Raw genomic sequence first — 24,148 nt, forward strand, 5'->3', positions numbered from 1 at the left:
TCCTATGGGTTGGAAAGTTCCTTGATCCATGTCTGCAAGGGAGTTTCGATAATTTTCCTGATTTCGGCCAAACGTTGTTGGGATTCGGCTTCAAAGCGCAGGACCAGTACCGGCTGGGTGTTGGAGGCGCGGAGCAGTGCCCAACCGTCCTTGAATGTCAGGCGCACTCCGTCCACATCGTTCATGTCGAATCCCTGCCTGAAATACGTCTGGGCCTTGCGGATAACCTCGAATTTGATTCCTTCGGGGCATTCCATTCTGATTTCCGGAGTGTTGTAGGTGACAGGCCAGTCCGCGAGCAAGGTGCTCAAGGCGGATTGTTCCTTGTTGCCCAGGATTTCGACCAGCCGTTGGGCTGCATACAGGGCATCATCGAATCCGTAAAACCGATCGGCAAAAAACATGTGTCCGCTCATCTCGCCGGCCAGAAGGGCCCCGGTCTCCCGCATTTTTGCCTTGATCAGGGAATGGCCGGTTTTCCACATCAGGGGTTTTCCCCCGTGCTTGGCAATGTCTTCAAACAGGAGGTGGGAACATTTGACCTCGCCGATAACGGTGGCTCCTGGATGGTTGTGCAGCATGTCCCGGGCATATATGGCCAGCAGCTTGTCCCCATAGACAATTTCACCCTTTTCATCGATCACGCCGATACGGTCACCGTCGCCGTCCAGCCCGATGCCCAGTGCAGCCCCGTGTTCAAGAACGGCTTTACGGAGATCGCGGACATTTTCCGGCACGGTGGGGTCGGGGTGATGGTTGGGAAAGGATCCGTCGGGTTCACAGTACAGGGGGATGACCGTGGCCCCGATGCGTTCCAGCAGCTGGGCGCAAACAAGGCCTGCGCTTCCGTTGCCTCCGTCCACAACAACCTTGATGGGCCGGTTCAGGGTTGTCTGGGAAGCAAGCTCATCAAGATAGGCGGGTTCGATATCCATCTCTGTGGCCATGCCGTCTCCCTGGATGAAATCTCCTTGAGCCATGATGGAGTAGATGGCCTGGATGTCATGGGTATGTACGGTGCTTTTGCCTTCCCAGACCTTGAATCCGTTGAATTCCTTCGGGTTATGGCTGGCGGTGATCATTACCCCGGCATGAAAACCCAGTTTCTTGACCGCATAATAGAAAAGGGGCGTGGCAACCATGTTGATAAAGGTTACATGGATGCCGGTATCCAGGAGCCCCTGGACCATGCGGGCCTGGTAGCGCGAGGAAGAGTGCCGGCAGTCATGGCCGACAACAGCGCGTTGGTGTCCCTTGTTGCGGAAAAAGGTTCCGCAGGCGCGGCCCAGGGTTTCGACCCATTCTTCGTCAAAATCCTTGTCCACGATGCCCCGGATGTCATAAGCTCTGAAAATTGATTGATTGATCGGTTTCATTAGGGTATCCTGTTGGTACTGTTTGGCTGATTGTTTCTCTTGACGGATCCTTGGCGTCCACGTTTCCCGGCACGCTGCGTGTTGGCAACAAGCATGAATTGTGCCCGACTGTCGCAATGGCCTTTGTGCGAAGCGCGTGTCTGGTTACTGACAGAAACAGGTCGATCGACATTTTGGACAAATAAACATCCCTCAAGTAAAAGTCAAAAAAAGACGAAGAAGCTGAAGGGGTTGTCAGTAGGCGATTTGATGTCTATCTGTCGGGGTTCCTGTCGCAGGATTCGCTTTGGTACATCTTGGAGAGTACGGCACGGGAAGTGGTTGCCGTGCTGTTGCGAGGCTTGCCGTACGGTATAACCACCATCAGGGCACACACTTTTATGTGGAGATATCTATGAGTTGGGATTGGGAGAAATTGCAGGAGCAGAAGCAGAGGAACCAGCCTGGAAGGACGCCGGATCTGGGAAATCTGGAAGACAAGATCAAACAGATCTGGCAGATGAAGTTTCCCGGGATGAAATTTGTCGTTGCCATTGTGGTCCTTCTTTGGCTGGCCAGTGGCATTTACATTGTCGAGCCGGACGAAGTCGGGGTGGTCCAGCGTTTCGGGGCCTATGCCAGGACAACTCCGCCCGGGCCCCATTATCATCTGCCCGTGCCTTTGGAGTCCGTTCAGACCCCCAAGGTCACTCAGGTCCGGCGTATCGAGATAGGATTTCGTTCCGGAGGCGGGCAGCGGGGCTATGTAGCGGGCCAGAATCGATCCTTTCCTGAAGAGGCTCTCATGCTCACCGGCGATGAGAATATCGTCAATGTGCAATTCATTGTTCAGTATCAGATCAAGAATGCCCAGGATTATCTGTTTAATATCAGCCAGCCCCAGAAAACCGTCAAGGATGCTGCCGAGGCGGCCATGCGCAAGGTTATTGGGCACAACAAAATCGACAATGCTCTGACAACCGGCAAATTTGCCATCCAAAATGATACCAAGCAACTTTTGCAGACCATCCTTGATCATTACACCAGTGGGATCAATATCGTGGCGGTTCAGCTCCAGGATGTTCATCCGCCCAAGGAGGTCAGTGACGCCTTCAAGGATGTGGCCAGTGCCAAGGAAGACAAGAGCCGGTTCATCAACGAGGCCGAGGCCTATCGTAATGACCTCATTCCCAAAACCCGAGGTGAAGTTGCCAGTATTGTGAACCAGGCCGAGGCGTATAAGCAAACCGTGATCAACAAGGCCGAGGGTGATAGTTCCCGGTTTTTGGCTGTGTTGCGTGAGTACAAAAAGGCCAAGGATATTACCAAGAAACGATTGTATCTGGAAACCATGGAATCCATTTTGTCCCAGCCCAGTGTCCAGAAGGTCATTCTTTCCAGTGAGGCCCTGGGCAAGGCGGTTCCCTATCTTCCTCTGGATCGGCTTGGAGAGCCGGCCCCAACGGGCAGGATGCAGGGGGCCAGCAATGCCGCAACCGGGAACAAGGGAGGTAACTAGGCCATGACTGAGAAGAAAATACCCACCATTATCATCATTGTTGTCGTGGCCCTGGCCCTTGGTCTGTTTCAGTCCGTATACACCGTGGACCAGACCCAGCGGGCCATTGTCCTGCAACTTGGAAAGCCCGTTGGAGACAGCAAAGGACCCGGGTTGCATTTCAAGATTCCCTTTGTCCAGAACGTGATTTTTTTCGATAACCGCATTCTGGAATACGATGCCCCACCAGCCGAAATCCTGACCAAGGACAAGAAAAATCTGGTGGTGGACAATTACTCCAGATGGCGTATCAGCGACCCCTTGCTGTTCTATCGGACCGTGCACAATATCGAGGGCGGTCGTTCCCGACTTGATGATATCATCTACGCCGAACTCAGGGTCTCTTTGGGCCGGTTTACCCTGACGGAAATCGTCTCCAGTGACCGGGCCGAGATCATGAGCCAGGTCACCGAAAAGGCCAATTCGCTGCTCAAGGATTACGGTATTCTGGTCCTGGATGTGCGTATCAAACGGACCGATCTTCCCCCTGAAAACCAGAAGGCCATTTATGGCCGTATGCGGGCTGAGCGTGAACGGCAGGCCAAGCAGTACCGTTCCGAGGGTCGTGAACTCGGGGTGAAGATCAGTACGGGCGCTGACAGGGAACGGGCCATCATGCTTGCCAAGGCACGCAAGCAGGCCGAGGTGCTCAAGGGTGAGGGGGACGCCATGGCCACGGAAATCTATGCCAAATCCCTGGGTCAGGATCCGGAATTCTACAGGTTCGTCAAGAGTCTTGAGGCGTATAAGCAGGGCCTCTCCAGGAACACGCGGCTGATCATGACCCCGGAGAATGATTTCCTCAAGTTTCTTGAAGGGTACGAGAAATAGAAGGACCAAGAAGATAAAGAGCCGGTTGAGCCGGCTTGGCACGGGACCATGAATGTGAACCCATGAAAAAGCCCCCTGGAAGCAAATCGCTTCCAGGGGGCTTTTTATCTTGTTGAGATGATGCCGTTTATTGCAGGCTCTGAGCTGCCTTTTCCACATTCTCACGCATGACAGCGCGTTCCTGCTCGATTCTTTGGGCCAGATCCGGATCGTTCAGGGCGATGATCTGGGCGGCCAGCCAGGCCGCATTCCTGGCCCCGACCTTGTCCAGAGCCAGGGTGCCGACAGGAAATCCAGGAGGCATCTGAACCGTTGCCAACAGGGCATCCCATCCTCCCAGTGGCGAACCGGTGATGGGGATTCCCAAAACGGGTTTGCTTGTTCTTGCTGCCACGGCTCCTGCCAGATGGGCGGCCAGGCCGGCCGCACAGATGAACACCTGACATCCCTGTTCTTCCATTTCCCTGATCAGACGCTCGGTCCTTTCCGGAGTCCTGTGGGCCGAAGTGACGGTCAAGAGATGATCAATGCCGAGCTTGTCCAGGATGTCCGCACAGGGGCGGACCTTTTCCTCGTCCGAGATACTTCCCATGAATATGGCTACCTTGGGCATGGTTTCTCCTTGCAATGCTGATTCCTGCGACAGGTTCGCTATCCGTGCGGGTTACTATCCTCTTGATAACCCTTTGTCGCCGATATCACCGCGAAAATATTTGCCGTTAAACGCAATTTTGTTCACGGCCTGATAGGCCTTGTCCTTGGCCTCGGCCAGATCTTTTCCCAGAGCGGTTACGCCAAGGACACGTCCGCCGTTGCAGAGTGTTTTTCCGTTTTCCAGTCGGGTTCCGGCCTGGAAAACCTTGACCCCGGGAATGGCTTCGGCATCATCGATACCGCTGATTTCCATGCCCTTTTCATAGCTTCCCGGGTAGCCTTTGGCGGCCAGGACCACACACAGGCTGTGTTCGGGCTTGATGACGATGTCAATGGTATCCAGGCGGCCTTCGACGCAGGCGAGCATGATTTCCACAATGTCCGTGTCCAGACGGGCCAGGAGAGGCTGGCATTCGGGATCACCGAATCGGACGTTGTATTCCAGGACATGAGGACCTTTGTCCGTATACATGAGCCCTGCATAAAGAATCCCCTTGAAGGGGTGGTCCATGGCCTCAAGATGCTGAATGATGGGCTTGAGAACCAGATCACTTGTTGCCTGGTAGTCTGTGCGGGGCAAAATGGGTGCCGGGCTGTAGGCGCCCATGCCTCCGGTGTTGGGGCCGGTATCTCCCTCGCCGATCCGCTTGTGATCCTGGGACGAGGGCAGGGCCACTACCGTACGACCGTCGCAAAAGGCCAGAAAGGATGCCTCTTCGCCCTGCAGGGCTTCCTCTATGACCACCCGGGTGCCTGCGCTTCCGAACACCTTGTCTTCCATCATTTCCCTGAGGGTGGTTACGCCTTCCTGCACCGTGTTGACAATGACCACGCCCTTGCCGGCAGCGAGTCCATCTGCCTTGATGACCACGGGCATGGTCTGTTTTTCCAGATATTCCCTGGCCATGGTGAAGTCGTCGAACACCGCGAAGTCGGCCGTGGGCACCTCGGCTTCCTGCATCATGGATTTGGCAAATCCCTTGGATCCTTCCAGCTGGGCGGCATAGGCTCCCGGTCCAAAGCAGGGGATGTTCTTTTCCTCAAGGGCATTCTTGAGTCCCAGAACCAGCGGGAGCTCCGGTCCAACAACGACCAGATCTATGGATTTGCTGATCGCAAAATCCACCAGTGCCGGGATGTCGTCCGGGGCGATATCCACGTTTTGACCTTCCAGGGCGGTGCCGCCGTTACCAGGAGCTATATACAGGGTGGTTGTCAGGGGACTTTGCCTGATTTTCCAGGCCAGAGCATGTTCCCGGCCTCCTGATCCAACGAGTAGAATGTTCATGCATGGGCCTCCTTATGTGAGGGCGTGCTTTGTTGTTGGTGCGAATCACGGTTTTCTCTTGAACCGTTTTTCCACTTCTCTGACCGTCCAGGTGAGAATGACCGGGCGGCCGTGAGGACAATACCGGTTGTCCGGACATTGGGACCAGGCCTGTATAAGGCTCATGGCCTCGTCATGGGTCAGCACCTGTCCGGCCTTGATGGCGCTCTTGCAAGCCAGGGTCGTCCAGAGGCTGTCCATGTCCCTGGTTTGTTCGGCAAGGACCGTTCGCAGATAGCTCATGGCCTCACCGGTCTCAAGACTTGTGGGAATGGCCCGGATAACCACGGTGGCAGGTTCGGGACGTTCCAGTGTAAAGCCGATTTGGTCCAGATCGTTCCATATTTTTTCCAGGACCTCGCGTTCCGAAGGATGCAGGGACATTTCCATCGGAATGGCCAGACGCTGGTGTTCTCCATGTCTGCCGGCCGTGGAGAATGCGTGGTAGAGGACCCTTTCATGGGCTGCATGCTGGTCCATGAGCAAAAGTGTATCACCCCTGCTTATAATGAGATAGGTCCGGTGGAATTGGCCATGATAGGTAATGTCATGTGTTGCATCCGCTTGCCGGACAAGCTCCGTGCCGGGATGCGGACCAACAGGAGATGCAGGGCCATCAGACTCAAGGCGTTCAGGGGGTTCTTCCCCCGGGTGGGCGGTCAGGGCCGTATCGTCCTTGGCCGGACGCATGCCCTGCGCAAAGGTATAGAGACGTTCGGCCTCGCGCAGGGAAGCAAATTTGGGTTGGCGGGAGGTGTTGTCCCAGGGAGATTCCATGCTCCCTGATGGCCTGGTTTGATGTTCCCCCTGCCGTACCTGTTCGGGCATGTTCATGCCCACATTTCGTTCAGCCCAGGTGGGTTGCGGAGCAAGGGGCTGGAGGTCCGCTTGTGCCAGACAGGCATCCAGGCCATTGCGCACGGCTCCCTGAATAAGGGAAAAGATCGCCCGCTCGTCCAGAAATCTGACCTCGGTCTTGGCCGGATGAACATTCACGTCCACTTCACGCGTCGGCAGACGCAGAAAGAGCACTGCCTGGGGATATTCCTTGGACAAAAGGGTTCCCTTGTAGCCCTGCCTCAGGGCCCGTAAAAGAAGTTTGTCTTTTACAGGTCGATCGTTCACATACATGATGATTCTGTCCCCGCGTCCCTGAGCCTGGCCGGGAGTGCCCACAAGTCCGGTTATCCGCATGCCGTCCCGTTCGCGTTGGATGGGCACGAGGTCCTGGACGAGATGGGGCGGCCAGATGCGTTGCAGGCGATGTTCAAGGGATTCTCCGGCCAGGAATCGAAAAATTTCGCGGCCGTTGTGGGTCAGGGAGAAGGATACGTCGAGATGCGCCAGCGCCATGTGGGCCATGGCTTCCTGGCACCGTTTGGCTTCTGTGGCCGTGGTCTTGAGAAATTTGAGACGGACCGGAACATTGGCGAAAAGATCCCTCACCTCGATGCGTGTACCCCGGGCAATGGCGGCAGGACGGATTTCAGCAAGTTTGCCATGGACGGCTTCGGCCTGAATGCCCTGGTCTGCCCCGGGTACAATGGTCGTGATCAGGGTGCGGGAAACCGAAGCAATGGATGCCAGGGCCTCCCCTCGGAAACCAAAACTGGAAATGCGTTGCAGGTCGTCCAGAGAAACGATTTTGCTTGTGGCATGACGGGTCAATGCCAGCGGCAGATCCTGCTCGGCAATGCCCTGACCATTGTCCTGGACCAGGATGCGTTCCTGTCCGCCCCGGTCAATTTCCACATCAATGGAGGTCGCCCCGGCGTCAAGGCTGTTTTCCACCAGTTCCTTGACTGCGCTGGCCGGGCGTTCAAGCACTTCTCCGGCGGCAATCTGGCTTTGAAGTTCTGGTGGAAGAATCCGGATAGGTGGGGTCAACGTCAGCCTCCCATGCTTCCCAAATTGTACAGGGTGATCATGACAGCGATTTTTTCATCAGTATCGGTTTTGGACAGGAAACATTCAAAGGTAAAGCATTGATGTTTGTAGGTCAGGGTCATCTTGCGATCAAGATCCTGTCCGTCTTCGAGATCGGCCTTGTAGTCCACAGCCAAAAACCAGTTTCTGGGCAGGGCAACATCCCCTCCAAGGGTCAGGATGCGTGATCGATCACCCGTACCAAGATAATTGGTCTTGTAGGGGTATTCCTGTTCCCGATCCACGAAATCCAGGCCGCAGTATGCACTGGCCAGATCGTCAAGGAAAATTCGGGCCGTATGTTCGTGCTCGGTGATCCGGTTGAGATACGGTGAATACCAGGAAGTGGAGGTCAGGCTGAGATATTTTCGAGGGAAGATGGTCAGTTCCGCCTCGATATCGGAAAAGGGACGGGTGGGGTAAAGATCCGTATCTTCGGTACGCGCCGCTTCCCTGAAGTCATAGCTCTGTTCCAGTTTGAAACGCAAAAAATCCAGGTAATCCGCCTTGGTGGTTGTGGAGTTGCCCTGGGTTGCAGGGTCATTGACAACGGTCATGCGTTTGCGCGTCAGCAGGTTGACCAGGGAGTAGGTCAGGTTGCTTTCGGGATAGATGGCATCGTCGCTGTCGAACTGGGGATTTTTTTTCTGATCCTGGAGGGTATTGGGAATCCAGGAATATTCGATTTCGGGAGTGACGGAGTGCTTGATTTTGCTCCAGACTGATTCCCCAAGATGATCCTTGTCGTTTACCGGGAGATCCGGGAGTGAATAGATTCTGAACAGATTGGTGGAAAGTTCCACCGAGGCATCGGGAAGTCCGCGAACAGGATATTTATCCGTCGTATCCACCGTACTTCCCGTGTTTTCAAAGCGATCCACCGCATACAAGGTTTCCCGCCACCCCACTTTGGGGATGATTGTTCCATATTGGGTGCGCAGGGGCAGACTGATGTGGGGATGGATATCCAGCCTTGATCCCTTGGTCCCGTATTCACGCCAGAAATAGGTGTACTGGGATGTTGCTTCCCATTCGAACATTGTCGATGCCAGCTGATGTTTGTACACATTGAAGTTGATTTCCGGAAGCCGCTGCAATGTTGGATTTTTGGCTGAGTCATAATCGGTACTATCATTGAAATAGTACAGGTTCTGAGTGTATTCCAGACGGAATTCCAAGCCCATATTGGCCCATGATCGGCTGACAGCAAGAATGTTTTCCCGCAGATAATCATCGTCATCGTCAATATCTCGTCCGAATTCTTGCAGAAAGTCCTTCCTGCTCTGATCAAAACCGCTCAGTCCGTCATTGAATTCCCGAAGATACTGGTAGTCGGAAACAAGATCCAGATCGAGCTTGGTTGTCCATTGGGGGGACAGAAGGTAGCCGTCGAATTTGCCGCGCAGCCAATATCTGTCCTGATGGGGACGTTGCCAGACATCAGATGTGTATTCACCGTCTTCATAGGCCTGATGATCCTTCAACCAGTCGAAGCGCACAAGCATTTTGGTGTCCAGATCCGGGGTGGAACGGAATTCGATCCCCTGCATGAGGCCGCGTTTGCTCATGTAGTTTTCGTACAGGGTGAGATCGGATTCTTCGTCAATGACCTGGTAGTAGGGCAAGTTGATGTGGGTGCCGAGCTGCTTGCTGACTTCCAGCTGGGGAAGAAGGAATCCGCTTTGACGTTTGGTCTTTACGGGCATGACCATATAGGGAGCATAGAGAACCGGTTGTCCCTTGATCTGGAGCCTCGGGTTCCAGAGACGGGCGTATCCGTCTATGGTCACGTCGCCGGAACTGGTTTTGAGGGACCACGCCGGACGGGTGCCATCGCACGACGTCACGGTTGCCTGGGTGAAGGTGTAGGTGTTGTCCCCGGTCTTGTGAATTTTTTCTCCCTTGACATAAACATGGTTGGCCTCGATGAACACCTGCCCGTTGGTCAGCCAGCCCACGCGATTGCCCAGATCGAATTCGGCCGATTCTGCTTCCAGAAAATCACCGTCCCACTTGGCGGTGATGTTTCCTTCGAGGTAGAGCCATTGGGTTGATTTGTAATACTTGGCATAATCGGCCTGAAGCTGGTTGTCCCCTTGAAACAAAAAAACATTGCCTCGGGCCTCGGTGATTTCTCCCCCGTCAAGGGTTTGGATCCTGTCGGCGTACAAATTCCAGGGGATGTTTTCTGCGGGATCTGTTGCGCCACGCGTGTTCAGGGGAAGAGTGACCAGAAAGAGACAAGCGAGAAAGAGCGTACGCAACAAGGGGTGGGAATGGTTTCCAGACATGATATACAACACGGTATTTGTTAAAGATTTTACGTGGAGGAGTATCAATGCGAGAGCCGTGGCAATTAGCATAGAAACAACCAAAAGCATAGGAAAAAATTCCGGCTCAATCACGCGTGTAAAGGAGGGGAAACCATACCCTTTACCCTGCACCAAAGTCTGCGCAGCTTGTCAGGAAATGCAAAATCCAGATGCGCTGGCGGGTGTTGTCGGCCATCTTCACAGGCCTTGACTTGCCAAGTGTGCGCGAATTACAGCTAATCGTATGAAATAAAAGGCGTTTTTTGCCATCAAGCTTGTTAATGTTTTCTCAATTTGGCTTGACGACAAATTGCCTGTGATTTAAGAACCCGGCATCTATGCGTTTGGGGCTGCACTGCAAGGTCCCGATCAGGCGGTCCAACATGCTGAAACCTTTAGAGAACAGAGACGACATGAGTTTGAGAGACGGATTGTACCAGCGGAAGAAGAAAATCGCCGCTGCGTGGCTGGATGTTTTTCTGGAGACTTACAAGTCCCAGGGAGCCAAATTTTTCAAGGAAACCACAAACGAATTTGCCAACCCCGTCGGAGCCACGTTTCGATCATGTCTTGACGGCCTGTTGGACTATCTGCTTCTGGAAGACCATGAAGATGGTCTTGAGCAGCTTGTGGATGGTGTTGTCAGAATTCGCGCGGTCCAGGGGTTCAGACCTTCTGTTGCCACTGACTTTGTCTTCAGCATCAAGAAGATTCTCAAGGACGAGGTTGGTGCTGCATGTACGACCCCCGAGGAGATCCGTGAATGGGAGGCGATCGAGTCTCGCATCGAAACCATGACTCGTGTCGCCTTTGACCTGTACATGGCCTGCCGGGAAAAAATCTGGAAACACAAGGCAAATCATTTGTACAACCGAACCAATCAGCTCTTGAAGAAGTCCCACCTTATCGAGGAGGTCACAGACTGAGGTCTGTTTATTTTTTGTGGTGCAAATCTAAACGAGGTAGAGGTAGATGAAAGCACTTTATTCCCTGTTTCTGGTGTTTGCTCTCGTCGTGGTCTCCGTACTCGGAGCGGGAGCAATGGAGTGGCACTCCCTTTTTGGGACCGTCATTCCGTACGCGGCCTTTTTATTGTTCGTCATCGGATTCTGCATGCGAGTCGTGAACTGGGCGAAATCTCCAGTGCCCTTCAGGATTCCGACCACCTGCGGTCAGCAGAAATCGTTGCCCTGGATCAAACATTCAAAGATTGAAAATCCCTTCACGACGTCTGGAGTGGTCGTGCGGATGCTGCTTGAGGTCTTGTGTTTCCGTTCTCTTTTCAGGAACACGAAGATTGATCTGCGCTCCGGTCCCCGTCTGACCTTCAGCTCCAGCAAATGGCTGTGGTTGGGGGCCCTGGCCTTTCATTATTCCTTTTTGATCATTGTCATACGGCACATGCGGTTTTTCACCGAGCCCGTCCCGGGTTTCATTTCCGTGTTTGATGCTGTTGACGGTGTGCTGCAGCTTGGAGCCCCCACAATCTATCTGACAGATGGGATCTTCCTTCTGGCCATTGCCTATCTGTTCATTCGCAGGCTGGTCGTCCCCCACATGCGGTACATCTCTCTGGTTGCCGACTTTTTTCCTCTGCTCCTGATCTTGGCCATTGGCATCACCGGCATTGCCATGCGCTACTTCGTCAAAACCGATGTGGTGGCCATCAAGGAGCTGACCATGAACCTGGTCCAGCTGCACCCGGTTATCCCCGAGGGCATTGGCGTCATTTTTTATGTCCATCTCTTTCTGGTTTGTACCCTGCTCGTGTATTTTCCATTGAGCAAATTGATGCATATGGGCGGTGTTTTCATGAGCCCAACAAGAAATATGGCCTCCAACAACAGAGCTGTCAGGCACATCAATCCCTGGAACTATCCGGTGCCCGTGCATACGTATGCCGAGTACGAGGATGAGTTCAGAGAGAGAATGATTGAATCCGGCCTGCCGGTGGACAAGCAGGAAGGAGTGGAGAATGTCTAATCTTCCAAAAGCAGACGAACTAGCAAGCAAGATCGATTACATGCCCCCCAAAGGGGACTGGATGGACCTTCCCCTGGAGATCAAGGAGGGAAGATATTGTTACGCCTCCAACCCCAAGAGCGTCGAATATGTGGGGTTGCCCAATCCCAGAAGTTGGAATCCCCTGGACGATGACTGGAAGCTTCCGGAAAATTGGCAGGAGATCATCCTCAACGGGATGCGCGAACGTCTCGACCGTTTCCGTACTTTCAAGGTTTTCATGGACGTGTGTGTGCGTTGTGGAGCCTGTGCGGACAAGTGTCACTTCTTTATCGGTTCCGGTGATCCCCGGAATATGCCCGTTCTCAGGGCGGAACTGCTGCGTTCGGTGTACCGCGGCGAGTTCACCAAGGCCGGGAAGATTCTGGGACGGTTCGCTGGCGGTCGCAAACTGACCCTCTCGGTGCTCAAGGAATGGTGGTATTATTTCTTTCAGTGCAGTGAGTGCCGTCGATGTTCCGTGTTCTGTCCCTACGGGATCGACACAGCTGAAATCACCATCATGGGGCGTGAACTCCTCAATCTGGTTGGCCTGAACATTGACTGGATTGCCACGCCGGTGGCCAATTGTTACCGGACCGGAAACCATCTGGGCATTCAGCCCCACGCCTTCAAGGACATGATCGATTTCTTCTGCGAGGACATCGAGGAAATCACCGGAATTCTGCCCGAACCATCCTTCAATGAAAAGGGTGCGGATATTTTGTTCATCACCCCTTCGGGAGACGTGTTCGCTGATCCGGGTACCTATACCTGCATGGGCTATCTGATTCTGTTCGAGTACCTCAAGCGGGAATACGGTCTCAAGGTGACCTGGTCGACCTATGCCTCGGAAGGTGGAAACTTTGGTTTCTTCACCTCCCACGAGACCATGAAGCGTCTTAATTCCAAGATGTATATGGAGGCCGAGCGTCTCGGCGCCAAATGGATCCTGGGTGGCGAATGCGGTCACATGTGGCGTGTGATCAACCAGTACATGGATACCATGAACGGGCCTGAGTATCAGAAATCCCACATGGAAACGCCGGTCAACCCCATCACCGGAACGGTCTTCGAGCATGCTGCTTCCACCAAGATGGTGCACATCTGCGAATTCACGGCCGACCTGATCAAGCACGGCAAACTGAACCTGGACAAGTCCAGAAATGACAACATCAAGTTGACCTACCACGATTCCTGCAACCCTGCCCGTGGTATGGGGCTTCTGGATGAGCCCAGGTACGTCATCAAGAATACCTGTAACCATTTCTACGAGATGCCCGAGAACACCATCCGCGAGCAGACCTTCTGTTGTGGTGGCGGTTCCGGCCTCAACGCTGGTGAAGATGACGAATTGCGTATGATGGGTGGATTGCCCAGGGCCAATGCCGTCAAATATGTTCACGAGAAGCATGGCGTGAACACCCTGGGCTGCATCTGCGCCATTGACAGGGCTGTTTTTCCCGATCTCCTGGATTATTGGGTTCCCGGGGTCGGAGTGACCGGTATTCACGAACTTGTGGGTAACGCTCTGGTCTTCCCCAACGAGCAGGAAAGAGAGACCGATCTGCGAGGCGAACCCCTGCCTGGTAAGGAGGATGAATAATGTACGATAAAGGTGCGGTGATTGCCGGCCTGGCCGTGTTTGTGGTCTTTTTTACGTTTCCCTTCTGGTACAATACCGGATCGGCGGCCTACAAGCAGCCCCAGCCCGAGCTTCCCAAGAACAGCGAATATTGTGTCGAGTCCAAGGAATGGATGCGTGCCGAGCACATGCAGCTGCTCAATACCTGGCGTGATGATGTCGTGCGTGAGGGCATGCATGAGTACCAGAGCGGCCTGAACGGGAAAATGTATAACAAGAGCCTGGTCAAGACCTGCATGAAATGTCACGATAACAAGGAAAAGTTCTGTGACACCTGTCATAATACCATGGATGTATCTCCTTATTGCTGGGATTGTCACGTAGCTCCTAAGGAGGCCAAGTAATGACGAGTACACGTAGAAAATTCCTCAAGGTTGCCGGTCTGGCTGCCCTCGGTTGGAGTGTGCGTCCCGCTTCCCGTCTGATGGCATCCCATGGTTCCCACGGCAAGGAAGGGCTTTTCATGGCTTCCAGGCACGGTGCCCCGGCTCATGGTCACGGACTTCATGCCGGACGCTGGGTCATGCTGATTGATACGAAGAAGCTGACCCCGGCCATCGAGAAAAAGTGCATTGATGCCTGTCATGTAAACCACAATGTCCCTGATATTGAAACCAAGCAGAACATCAAGTGGATCTGGTCCGCGCCGTTCCACAATGTTTTTCCGGAGCAGTCCCATGAGTTTGTTCCCGGAGGCGACCAGCGTTCCGTGCTTGCCCTGTGCAATCACTGCGAAAATCCTCCCTGTGTCCGGGTGTGTCCGACCAAGGCGACCTTTCAGCGTGAAGACGGGATCGTGATGATGGATTTTCACCGCTGCATAGGCTGTAGATACTGCATGGCTGCATGCCCTTACGGTTCCAGAAGTTTCAATTTCATGGACCCCCGCCCGTATATCAAGGAAACCACTCCCGAATTTCCCACGCGCACCAAAGGGGTGGTGGAGAAATGCGAGTTTTGTACCGAGAGATTGGCCGAAGGAAAGCTTCCTTATTGCGTCGAGGTCTCGGAGGGTGCCATGATGTTCGGTGACCTGGAAGATCCTGAGTCTGAGGTACGCAAGGTTCTTGCTTCGCGGTATTCCATTCGCAGAAAACCCGAGCTTGGAACGGAACCAGGCGTCTACTACTTAATATAAGAGGTGGGTAGCTATGCTCGAGAAAGTTCTCAACGGAAACAAGGTATATTGGGGCTGGTTGGCTATCCTGCTGGTTCTCATGACCGTTGGCGCTGCGTGTTATGCCACGCAGCTGGTAAATGGTTTGACCATCACCGGAATGAGCCGGGATGTGTCCTGGGGATTCTATATCGCCCAGTTCACCTTTCTGGTCGGGGTGGCCGCTTCGGCTGTCATGATGGTCATTCCCAAGTATCTGCATGATTACAAGACCTACGGCCGTGTGCTCATCTTTGGGGAATTCAATGCCGTTGCCATGGTCTGTCTGTGTCTCATGTTCATCATCGCTGATCTGGGTTCGCCCCAGCGTCTCATGAACATCATCATTCATCCCACACCCAATTCCATGCTTTTCTGGGATATGATTGTTCTCAACGGGTATCTTTTCATCAACATTTTTGTGGGATGGATCACCCTGCAGGCCCATCGCAAGGAAGTGGCCCCGCCCAAGTGGATCAAGTTTTTCATCTATCTGTCCATTCCGTGGGCAGTGAGTATCCACACTGTGACCGCGTTCCTGTACTGTGGTCTTCCCGGCCGTGGTTACTGGATGGACGCCGTGCTGGCCTCCCGTTTTCTGGCCTCGGCTTTTGCTGCCGGACCCGCCTTTCTCATCATCCTTTTGTACATCGTCAGGGCGACCACCAAGTTCGATCCCGGGAAAGAGGCCTTCAAGGCTCTGGGCAAGACCATTGCCTATGCCATGTCCGTGAACCTCTTTCTGGTCCTGTGTGAGGTGTTCACCGTCAATTACAGCAACATTCCTGGCCATCTCCATCACTGGCATTACCTCTTTTTTGGAGACGGAGTGCTGGTTCCCTGGATGTGGACGTCCATGATCATGGGATTTGTTGGCGTTCTCGTGCTCATCGTTCCCAGCAACCGTGAAAACGACAACATGCTCATTGCGGGCTGTCTCCTTGTTTTCATCGGTGCCTGGATCGACAAGGGCCTCGGCATGATCGGCGGTGGGTTCGTGCCCAACGCCCTCATGGAAATCACCGAATACGTACCCACCAAGCTTGAACTCGGGGTTTCCCTTGGTATCTATGCAACCGGATTCTTTATCCTGACGCTGCTGACCAAGATCGCCGTCGGGGTCAAGGTCGAGATTGGCGAATAAACGTATCCAAGAACGCACAGTAACCAATGATGGTTGCTGTGCGTTCTTTTGTTTTAATTTCTTGTTTTAATTTGATTTTTTCAAACACAAAACGTGCCGGTTTGAAAAAATAGATCAAGGTGAAAAAAAGGTTCCAAAAAGACTTGCGTCCTGGAATCTTCGCGTTTATGACCTCATATATCTTTTTGAGGGAGGTCATACACCACTCCGGTAAGTGATCTTGCCTAATCAACTTTTTTGGAGGTATGTATGTCTTACAACGTGACTGTTGATGCCGAGAAGTGCGTTGGATGCAGTGAATGTGTCGATGTCTGTCCCGTGGAAGTCTACGAGCTGCAGAATGAAAAATCCGTTCCTGTCAACGAGGAAGAGTGCCTCGGATGCGAATCCTGCATCGAAGTTTGCGAGCACGACGCCATCACCGTTGAAGAAGCGTAATTGATGTACAGGCCTCCTTCCCCAGGGGGCCTTTTTTCCCTATCCTTTCCTTGCACTCTTCTCCCGAAACATTTAAGCCATTTTTCGGCAATGGAGCCGGTTACCTTGTGGGGTAGCACGGCCGTTGAGAAGCATTGTTCACGAAAACCCCGGATGGTTTTGCTTGCCCCGGTTTCGGCCACGGTGCTCTTGTGAAACCATGTGCTGTGAGGTTGTCCCCATGTCTCTTGATTTTTCCAAATATTTCGAAGAATATACAAAGCTTGTAGCCGGTGCGGACAAGGCTTTTGCCCAGATCCAGCAGTCTTGTCCTGACCAGGTGACGTGCAAAAAGGGCTGTTGTGATTGCTGCTACGCGCTGTTCGACCTGACTCTCATTGAGGCGATGTATCTCAATCATCATTTCAAGCAGCTCCCGCCGGAGATCAAAAATCGTGTGTATCTGCGGGCGGACAAGGCAGACAGAAAGATGGCCATTGTCAAGAAAAAGGCCTTTAAAATGGAGCAAAAGGGCGAATCCCGGGAAGACGTGCTCAAAATGGTGGGGCAGGAAAAAATCAGATGTCCGTTTCTGGGTGACGAGAACAAGTGCGAAATGTACGAGCACCGGCCCATTACGTGCCGGCTGTACGGTGTCCCTCAGGAGATTGGCGGTCAGGCCCATGTGTGCGGGTTGTCCGGATTTACGCCTGGGACCTCGTATCCCACTGTAAAGGTCGAGCGTCTCCAGGATTCACTGGTTCTGTTGAGCAACGCCCTGGTCAAGGGGGTGCAATCCAAATACGACAAGCTGGCTACCGTGTTTGTGCCGGTGTCTTCGGCCGTATTGACGGTATATGATGAGGACTACCTGGGTATTGATAGTCGGGTCAAAAAGGCCAAGAAAGCCCAGTGGTCGGTTCGAAGCTGATCCCGAGAGGTTGTTTGAGCTGAAAGTTACCTTTTTCAAGAAGGGCATATGACGATGACCAAGATTCTTACCCCGGAGCAGGAAGAGCAAAAACGGTTCATGTACGAGCGCATGGGCAAAAGACGGCGCAAGTTCATTGACCGGATCGGGTATGACGCCTGGGATCCGTTTGCCGAACCCAACGATCCCATTGACATCCGTATGGGACCCGCTCGCATGACTGCTCAACAGCTCGTTACCGAGTTCATGAAGGCCAAGCGGACCACGGACGTAGGCGTGGCCTACAAGGAAGGTGTCGAGGCCATGGCCATCGGTGCTACCACCCATGACGAGAAGATCAAGGCCATGTATGAGTTTTCGTTGTGGTACAGTACCTTGCTTGCCCAGCAGGGACGTGATTTTGACGGCGAGTTGACGTGAGACGCCATTGCGATAAAAGCCGCTGTTCCGCGAACCACGAGGAGGGAACATGAGCGACAAGGACAAGAAACAGATAGTTGAAGAATTCAAAGAAGAGATGAAAGCGACCTCGGACACGGGTACCGGGCATTATAATCTGGCCATGACCTATCTGGGGGAGCGTGATTTCGAGGCGGCAGAAAAGGAACTCAGACTGGCCATCCAGGAAGAACCCGAACTTGCCGAGGCCTATGTGCAGCTTGGCGGAATTGCCATGTATCGGGGAGACCTGGACAGCTGCATGAGTTATAACAAAATGGCTGCGGATATTCGTCCGCGATTTGCCGTACCCCATGGGAACATGGGTTTTGTACACCTGCAGAAACAGGATGTGGACAAGGCCATTGCCTCGTTTCGCAAGGCCCTGTCCTTTGATCCTGGTTTTTTGCAGGCACGGACAAGCCTTGGTGCCGCCTATCTGATGCAGGGCGATGCAACGGCCTGCCTGGAGGAATGCACCAAGGTTGTGACCAAGGAACCGAAATTCGGTCCGGCCTGGAACAATATTGGTCTGGCTCATCTGGAACTGGGGGACAAGGCCAAGGCCAGGGAGGCTTTCGACAAGGCCCTGGCCTCAGGGTATGATGTCCCGGAACAGCTTCTCCAGGAGGCTCGGGATTAAAATCATCGGCCGATATGCGCGCCATGACAGTATGGCAAAAATGCCGATTGTGTCTGGACGCTCATTTCATATTGCGGTATAAAAGAGACGTTTTTTAATTGTACCCAAGCTTGTTGTTATTGATGATCAAGGCATAAAATACCGGGAAAGACCACTTTGAACCGGTAGGTTAATCGGACCTCTTCGGCGGAATTTTCAGGTTGACAAAAACGACGCTTTGTAAGAAAAATCACAATGTTTAGTAGCTTGATTTTTTGATGTCGAGGGAAGTATTCCGGTTAACAAACGTGAAGCTTGTTATGCGGTTTTTCTTAAATCCGGTGTAAACCTTAAAGGAGGAAATGCGATGGCTAAACGTGAGACTCCATTGCTGGACCAGCTTGAATCAGGTCCATGGCCAAGTTTTGTGTCCGATATCAAACGGGCAGCAGAAGCAAGGCACAAAAACGAAAGAAACGTTGAGTATCAGATTCCTGTCGATGTTTGTGACGACCTTCTGGGCGTTCTCGAGCTCTCCTATCAGGACGGCACCACGCACTGGAAGCACGGCGGTATCGTCGGTGTTTTCGGTTACGGCGGTGGCGTTATCGGTCGTTACTGCGACCAGCCTGAAAACTTCCCTGGCGTCGCTCACTTCCATACCATGCGCGTCAACCAGCCTTCCGGTAAGTACTACACAAGTCAGTACCTCAATGATCTTTGTGATCTGTGGGATTTCCGCGGTAGTGGTCTGACCAACATGCATGGTGCAACCGGTGATATCGTTTTCATCGGTACCACAACCGAGCAGCTTGAAGAAATCTTCTTCGAACTGACCCACAAGTTTGATCAGGATCTCGGTGGTTCCGGTTCCAACCTGAGAACTCCGGCTACCTGTCTGGGTCAGTCCCGCTGCGAATTCGCCTGTTACGACACCCAGGCCCTGTGTACCCATCTGACCCACGAATATCAGGACGAACTCCATCGCCCCGCATTCCCCTATAAGTTCAAGTTCAAATTCGACGGCTGTCCCAATGGTTGCGTAGCCTCCATCGCTCGTTCCGACCTCTCTTTCATCGGTACCTGGCGTGATGAGATTCGCATCGATCAGGAAGCTGTTGCCGCATACGTTGGTGGCGAAATCCAGCCCAATGCCGGTGCCTTTGCCGGTCGTGACTGGGGGCCGTTTGATATCCAGAAAGAAGTCATCGACTTGTGTCCTTCCCAGTGCATGAGCCTTGAAGATGGCAAGCTGGTTATCGATAACAAGGAATGTACCCGTTGCATGCATTGTATCAATGTTATGCCCCGTGCTCTGAAGATCGGTAACGATCGCGGTTGTTCCATGCTCTGCGGCGCCAAGTCCCCCATTCTTGACGGTGCTCAGATGGGTTCCCTGCTCGTTCCCTTCATCAAGGTCGAAGACAACTACGACGAGATCCAGGAAATCATTGAAAACATCTGGGACTGGTGGATGGAAGAAGGCAAGAACCGCGAACGTCTTGGTGAGCTTATCAAGCGTCAGGGCTTCCAGAAGCTCCTGGAAGTGACCAATATCAAGGCTGTGCCTCAGCATATCCAGGAACCCCGTTCCAATCCCTACATCCTGTGGAGAGAGGAAGAGGTTGAAGGCGGCTGGGATCGCGACATCAACGAGTTCAGAAAACATCACGCAAGATAAGGGGGTTCCCAAATGGCATTTATCTCATCCGGATACAATCCCGATAAACCGATGGAAAACAGGATCACCGATATTGGTCCCCGTGATTTCAACGAATTCCTGCCTCCTGTCATCAAGAAGAACTTCGGGAAGTGGGCATATCATGAGATTCTGGAACCCGGTGTCCTCATGCACAAGGCAGAGAGTGGCGACGAAGTATACACCGTTCGTTGTGGTGGCTGCCGCTTGATGAGTACCGAGCATATCCGTGAGATCACCGAGATCGCCGACAAGCATTGCGACGGCTATCTGCGGTTTACCACGCGTAACAACATCGAGTTCATGGTCGACAGCAAGGACAAGATCGAACCCTTGAAGGAAGACCTGCTGAGCCGCAAGGGACCCGGTGGCGATTACAAGTTCCCCATTGGCGGAACCGGTGCCTGTATTACCAATATCGTTCACACCCAGGGTTGGATTCACTGTCATACCCCGGCAACCGATGCTTCCGGTACCGTGAAGGCTACCATGGACGAACTTTTCGAAGAGTTCACCAACATGAGACTGCCTGCCATCCTGCGTATTTCCATGGCTTGCTGTTTGAACATGTGTGGTGCTGTTCACTGTTCCGACCTGGCTATCCTCGGTATCCACAGAAAGCCGCCCATGATCGATCACGAGTACATTGACAACTTGTGTGAAATTCCTCTGGCCGTTGCTTCTTGTCCGGTTGCTGCCATCCGTCCTTCCAAGGCCGAAATCGTAGCCGAATCTGGTGAGAAGAAGACCGTCAAGACCGTTGCCATCAAGAACGAGCGTTGTATGTTCTGTGGTAACTGTTACACCATGTGTCCTTCCCTGCCTCTGGCAGACCAGGAAGGTGACGGTATCGCACTCATGGTTGGTGGTAAGATCTCCAACCGTATCTCCGCACCCAAGTTCTCCAAGGTCGTTGTTGCCTTTATCCCCAACGAGCCTCCTCGCTGGCCTACAATGACCAAGACCATTCGCAAGATCGTCGACGCCTATGCCAAGAACGCCAATAAGTACGAACGTCTTGGTGACTGGGCTGAACGTATCGGTTGGGAAAAATTCTTTGAAGTATGCGACATTCCCTTTACCGAACATGTCATCGATGATTTCCGTGATCCCGCTTACTATACCTGGCGTCAGAGCACGAACTTCAAGTGGACACACGGCGTCGAGGATTTCGCAAATATCAAGAAATAACATTGGTTATCAAATGGGGCGGGTATTTCCCGCCCCATGTCTTGAAAACAATGAGAGGGTCTCATGGACGAGCATGTACAGAAAGTTGTTGATTTCATGAATTCGAAATCTAAGAACAAGAGCAAATTCTATTTCAAGGATCTGGCCGGACTTTTTCCCGATGAAAAACCTCGTGCCGTCAAGAAGATCATCAACAAGATGGTCAGCGATGAGATTCTTGAATACTGGTCGAGCGGAAGCACGACCATGTACGGTCTCAAAGGTGCTGGCAAGCAGCATGCATCCGAGGGCGAAGAATAAGATTTTATAACCAGCCTGTCGGGTTTCCCGTATGATGGGCGGTTGGTAGCGCGAGAGCATTTGTATGGAATTCACCAATCCCTGCCCAAGGCTGGTCCTTGCCGGTCTCAGTGGCGGGTCGGGTAAAACCATTGTTTCACTCGGTGTTTGTCGCGCTGCTGTTGATGCGGGCATAAGCGTTCGCCCATTTAAGAAGGGTCCGGATTATATTGACGCCCATTGGCTGGCCTTGGCCAGCAGAGCATCAGTATCCAATCTGGATCCTTTCTTGTTTTCAGCAAACCGCATTCAGGGGCTGTTTCATGCCAGAATGAGCGGGTATGATCTGGCCATTATTGAGGGAAACCGCGGGCTTTTTGACGGCAAGGATGTTGACGGGTCATGTTCCACTGCAGAACTGGCCAAGGTACTCAAGGCCCCGGTAGTCATGGTGGTTGACTGCACCAAGGTTACACGAACCATGGCGGCCATTGTCCTTGGTTGTCAGATGTTTGATCCCGACCTGGACCTCAAGGGGATCATCCTTAATCGAATCGCCGGGAATCGGCATGAAGCCATTGTTCGTGCAACCGTAGAACGGTACACGGATCTCAAGGTATTTGGTTCCCTGCCCAAAATGGTGAAAAATCCCATTCCCGAACGCCATATGGGACTTATTTCCGATCAGGAATTCTCCCAGACGGATCGTGCTTTTACCCAGCTCTCCTCCTTTGTCCGCGAGCATCTTGATCTTGATGCACTTTTGTCGATTGCAGATACCGCACATCCTGTCCCCCCTGCAAACAAACCGTTGTTTCCGCCTGCTGTCACAGATTCTGGAAGCGTGACCATAGGCTACATCCATGATGCATCCTTGTGGTTCTACTACCAGGAAAATCTCGAGGCTCTTGAAAAAGCCGGGGCACATCTGGTTGCCCTGTCATTGCTGGATGCAACCCCGTGGCCCGAGGTGCATGGGCTGTATCTTGGTGGAGGTTTCCCCGAAACCATGGCCCAGCGTCTTTCTGCCAACACGGTGATGCTGGAGAGGGTACGCACCCTTTCACGTATGGGAATGCCCATCTATGCTGAATGCGGTGGGTTCATGTATCTTTGTCGTGACCTGGAATATCAGGGACAAGTCTATCCCATGGCAGGCATCTTTCCCGTGTCAACAACCTTTTGTCCCAAACCACAGGGACTGGGCTACGTGCAGGGACGCGTGACCATGCCAAATCCCTTTTATCCGGTAGGTACGACTCTGGTGGGCCATGAGTTCCATTATTCCCGGTCGGTTGCCGAAGGTTCCCGAGAACTTGTGCCCTGCCTTGATCTGGAGCGTGGTCAGGGGGTGTTCACTCATTCTGATCTGCTCCTTTCCAACAATACCCTTGCCGGATATACCCATATGCATGCCTTGAGTCATCCCCAATGGGCCTCAAGGTTTGTTGCGGCCGCCAAAGCGTACCGCGGGTACCATGATCGTTCCTGCCTGCCTTGTCCTCATATTCGCATTTAATGGAGAGTTTTTCCTGGTTTTGGTGCGTTTAGGGTCCAGGAACTCCAAATCCGGGTACTGCCCGCCTCCATCCCTTCCGTTTAGAGAGTTGCCCCAGGGCTCACTTATCTCCATGTTGTCACAGCCCTCATTCCTGTGAAGCCGGGAAGTGATTCAAACGACCAGAATCTCCCTTCTGTTTCTGGTTGATCAACTTCGTATTCCCTTGAGAAAATGTATCTGTTCATAACAGAATAAGTGTGCTATGGTGCCGGTAATTGCCCATGTCTTTTTCCGGCTGTCTGCCCCTGAATTGTGGTGGCAGCACCGGTTGAAAGAAAAAAGGAAAGTAGTCTTGACATTGATAGTAATAATTACTATTAAATAATCAAACGATTTTTAAGGAGGGTGCTATGGGACAGTTTGCCAAATTCAAGGATATTGACATTGATTGGAACATGACTCCGGAAGATGCTGTGGCCTTGTATCTTGAGTGGGGAAACAGCGGATACGGTGGAAGTTATGAAAACAGAGTCAGGAGCAAGGCCGATGTCTCCTATTATTTTGTCATCAATACTTGGGAGGACAAGCCAAAGGGATATCTCATCAAGCGCAATTCCGACGGAGCCGAAGAATTGGCTTCATTTGACCTTCCCGAACAATTGGAAAAGTCCTTCTTGCAAAAGGTCAGTCATCACAAGGGAGTTTACGGCATTACTCCCGAAGTGAGAGAATGGCTTGAAAGCGAAATGGTTTCAGCGTGATTGCCGTAGATTGTCCATCTTGAGCCACCTGCCAGATACATGGTGGGTGGCTTTTTGGTTGTGTGCCAATTTTACAAATCTTTTTATCTCGGTAGGGTATCGTCTAGATGTCGGGTTTGTGACCCGGAGATTGTATGAGCGGGAAGGAGGTGAAGCCTCTTGGGAGGGAGCGGATAAACGTTTTCGCTCGTTGGCCAAGTTGCGAGAAGCAGGGAGTTCCGGCTTACATGGGGTGTTTCGAAAAAGTGTTTGACAAAGTCCGGGTCCGCACATAGAAAGCGCATCTCTTGACGCGCTGGCGGGGTGAAGCCCCGGGTCATGTGCGATCAAGGATTTGAAATAACGGGATATAATGTATCGATTCCCGATCGTGATGGTTCATGTCATGCTTGCTGTTTGC

The 24,148-nt window shown here is 52.7% G+C and carries 23 protein-coding genes; 17 read left to right on the forward strand and 6 right to left on the reverse strand.

Features of this window, described 5'->3' with window-relative positions; genetic code table 11:
- Positions 1-2: 2 nt before the first annotated feature.
- Entirely contained in the window at positions 3-1,376 is a 1,374-nt protein-coding gene (locus DPF_RS03740) for a phosphomannomutase/phosphoglucomutase (RefSeq protein ID WP_069857518.1), read from the reverse strand.
- Positions 1,377-1,770: 394 nt separating this feature from the next.
- Here DPF_RS03740 and hflK point away from each other — a divergent pair, with 394 nt between their 5' ends.
- The gene (gene hflK / locus DPF_RS03745; RefSeq protein WP_069857519.1) at positions 1,771-2,874 is read left to right on the forward strand and encodes an FtsH protease activity modulator HflK; all 1,104 of its coding nucleotides are present in this window, start codon (positions 1,771-1,773) and stop codon (positions 2,872-2,874) included.
- Between the two features lie 3 nt (positions 2,875-2,877).
- Positions 2,878-3,744, forward strand: a complete 867-nt coding sequence (hflC, locus tag DPF_RS03750; RefSeq protein WP_069857520.1) for a protease modulator HflC — start codon at positions 2,878-2,880, stop codon at positions 3,742-3,744.
- A 127-nt stretch (positions 3,745-3,871) separates the two neighbouring features.
- Here the strand turns inward: hflC and purE are convergent, their stop codons facing one another.
- The 4 genes from purE to DPF_RS03770 are packed head-to-tail and all read right to left on the reverse strand — an operon-like array spanning position 3,872 to position 9,942.
- Complete coding sequence (gene purE, locus DPF_RS03755) at positions 3,872-4,357, reverse strand: 5-(carboxyamino)imidazole ribonucleotide mutase (RefSeq protein WP_069857521.1); 486 nt, start codon at positions 4,355-4,357, stop codon at positions 3,872-3,874.
- Positions 4,358-4,411: 54 nt separating this feature from the next.
- Positions 4,412-5,686 (reverse strand): phosphoribosylamine--glycine ligase, encoded by a 1,275-nt coding sequence (gene purD, locus DPF_RS03760; RefSeq protein WP_069857522.1) that lies wholly within the window; start codon positions 5,684-5,686, stop codon positions 4,412-4,414.
- Between the two features lie 45 nt (positions 5,687-5,731).
- Complete coding sequence (gene mutL, locus DPF_RS03765; protein ID WP_231702121.1) at positions 5,732-7,612, reverse strand: DNA mismatch repair endonuclease MutL; 1,881 nt, start codon at positions 7,610-7,612, stop codon at positions 5,732-5,734.
- 2 nt (positions 7,613-7,614) lie between these two features.
- Positions 7,615-9,942, reverse strand: coding sequence for an LPS-assembly protein LptD (locus DPF_RS03770; RefSeq protein ID WP_176724156.1), 2,328 nt, complete (start codon positions 9,940-9,942; stop codon positions 7,615-7,617).
- 434 nt (positions 9,943-10,376) lie between these two features.
- On the opposite strand from DPF_RS03770, the gene DPF_RS03775 reads away from it, so the two are divergent.
- The 6 genes from DPF_RS03775 to dsrP are packed head-to-tail and all read left to right on the forward strand — an operon-like array spanning position 10,377 to position 15,909.
- A complete protein-coding gene (locus DPF_RS03775; protein WP_069857525.1) occupies positions 10,377-10,889 on the forward strand; it encodes an RsbRD N-terminal domain-containing protein in 513 nt (170 codons plus the stop codon).
- Positions 10,890-10,935: 46 nt separating this feature from the next.
- On the forward strand, positions 10,936-11,946 hold the full coding sequence (dsrM, locus tag DPF_RS03780; RefSeq protein WP_069857526.1) for a sulfate reduction electron transfer complex DsrMKJOP subunit DsrM: 1,011 nt from the start codon (positions 10,936-10,938) through the stop codon (positions 11,944-11,946).
- The gene (gene dsrK / locus DPF_RS03785) at positions 11,939-13,570 is read left to right on the forward strand and encodes a sulfate reduction electron transfer complex DsrMKJOP subunit DsrK (RefSeq protein WP_069857527.1); all 1,632 of its coding nucleotides are present in this window, start codon (positions 11,939-11,941) and stop codon (positions 13,568-13,570) included. The genes dsrM and dsrK overlap by 8 nt, the downstream gene beginning before the upstream one ends.
- Positions 13,570-13,953 (forward strand): sulfate reduction electron transfer complex DsrMKJOP subunit DsrJ, encoded by a 384-nt coding sequence (gene dsrJ, locus DPF_RS03790; protein ID WP_069857528.1) that lies wholly within the window; start codon positions 13,570-13,572, stop codon positions 13,951-13,953. The genes dsrK and dsrJ overlap by 1 nt, the downstream gene beginning before the upstream one ends.
- Positions 13,953-14,747 carry a sulfate reduction electron transfer complex DsrMKJOP subunit DsrO gene (gene dsrO / locus DPF_RS03795; RefSeq protein WP_069857529.1) on the forward strand — a complete coding sequence of 265 codons (795 nt, stop codon included), beginning with the start codon at positions 13,953-13,955 and terminating at the stop codon, positions 14,745-14,747. Before dsrJ ends, dsrO begins: the two co-directional genes overlap by 1 nt.
- Before the next feature lie 13 nt (positions 14,748-14,760).
- Positions 14,761-15,909, forward strand: coding sequence for a sulfate reduction electron transfer complex DsrMKJOP subunit DsrP (dsrP, locus tag DPF_RS03800; protein WP_069857530.1), 1,149 nt, complete (start codon positions 14,761-14,763; stop codon positions 15,907-15,909).
- Here the strand turns inward: dsrP and DPF_RS03805 are convergent.
- Complete coding sequence (locus DPF_RS03805) at positions 15,887-16,108, reverse strand: hypothetical protein (protein ID WP_069857531.1); 222 nt, start codon at positions 16,106-16,108, stop codon at positions 15,887-15,889. The genes dsrP and DPF_RS03805 overlap by 23 nt on opposite strands.
- 50 nt (positions 16,109-16,158) lie before the next feature.
- Here DPF_RS03805 and DPF_RS03810 point away from each other — a divergent pair, with 50 nt between their 5' ends.
- The 9 genes from DPF_RS03810 to DPF_RS03850 all read left to right on the forward strand — a co-directional run bounded on the left by DPF_RS03810 (position 16,159) and on the right by DPF_RS03850 (position 23,748).
- On the forward strand, positions 16,159-16,347 hold the full coding sequence (locus tag DPF_RS03810; RefSeq protein WP_069857532.1) for a ferredoxin: 189 nt from the start codon (positions 16,159-16,161) through the stop codon (positions 16,345-16,347).
- A gap of 220 nt (positions 16,348-16,567) precedes the next feature.
- The gene (locus tag DPF_RS03815) at positions 16,568-17,257 is read left to right on the forward strand and encodes a YkgJ family cysteine cluster protein (protein ID WP_069857533.1); all 690 of its coding nucleotides are present in this window, start codon (positions 16,568-16,570) and stop codon (positions 17,255-17,257) included.
- A gap of 54 nt (positions 17,258-17,311) precedes the next feature.
- Complete coding sequence (locus DPF_RS03820) at positions 17,312-17,677, forward strand: hypothetical protein (RefSeq protein WP_231702122.1); 366 nt, start codon at positions 17,312-17,314, stop codon at positions 17,675-17,677.
- 49 nt (positions 17,678-17,726) lie between these two features.
- Positions 17,727-18,338, forward strand: a complete 612-nt coding sequence (locus DPF_RS03825; RefSeq protein WP_069857535.1) for a tetratricopeptide repeat protein — start codon at positions 17,727-17,729, stop codon at positions 18,336-18,338.
- Between the two features lie 346 nt (positions 18,339-18,684).
- Complete coding sequence (gene dsrA, locus DPF_RS03830; RefSeq protein WP_069857536.1) at positions 18,685-19,998, forward strand: dissimilatory-type sulfite reductase subunit alpha; 1,314 nt, start codon at positions 18,685-18,687, stop codon at positions 19,996-19,998.
- 12 nt (positions 19,999-20,010) lie between these two features.
- Complete coding sequence (dsrB, locus tag DPF_RS03835; protein ID WP_069857537.1) at positions 20,011-21,207, forward strand: dissimilatory-type sulfite reductase subunit beta; 1,197 nt, start codon at positions 20,011-20,013, stop codon at positions 21,205-21,207.
- A 63-nt stretch (positions 21,208-21,270) separates the two neighbouring features.
- A complete protein-coding gene (locus DPF_RS03840) occupies positions 21,271-21,507 on the forward strand; it encodes a dissimilatory sulfite reductase D family protein (protein ID WP_069857538.1) in 237 nt (78 codons plus the stop codon).
- A 64-nt stretch (positions 21,508-21,571) separates the two neighbouring features.
- Positions 21,572-23,005, forward strand: a complete 1,434-nt coding sequence (locus DPF_RS03845; RefSeq protein ID WP_069857539.1) for a cobyrinic acid a,c-diamide synthase CobB — start codon at positions 21,572-21,574, stop codon at positions 23,003-23,005.
- Positions 23,006-23,397: 392 nt separating this feature from the next.
- Positions 23,398-23,748 (forward strand): DVU0772 family protein, encoded by a 351-nt coding sequence (locus DPF_RS03850; protein WP_069857540.1) that lies wholly within the window; start codon positions 23,398-23,400, stop codon positions 23,746-23,748.
- Positions 23,749-24,148 lie beyond the last annotated feature (400 nt).

The sequence above is a fragment of the Desulfoplanes formicivorans genome, assembly GCF_001748225.1.
In the GTDB taxonomy this organism is placed as follows: Bacteria; Desulfobacterota; Desulfovibrionia; order Desulfovibrionales; family Desulfomicrobiaceae; genus Desulfoplanes; species Desulfoplanes formicivorans.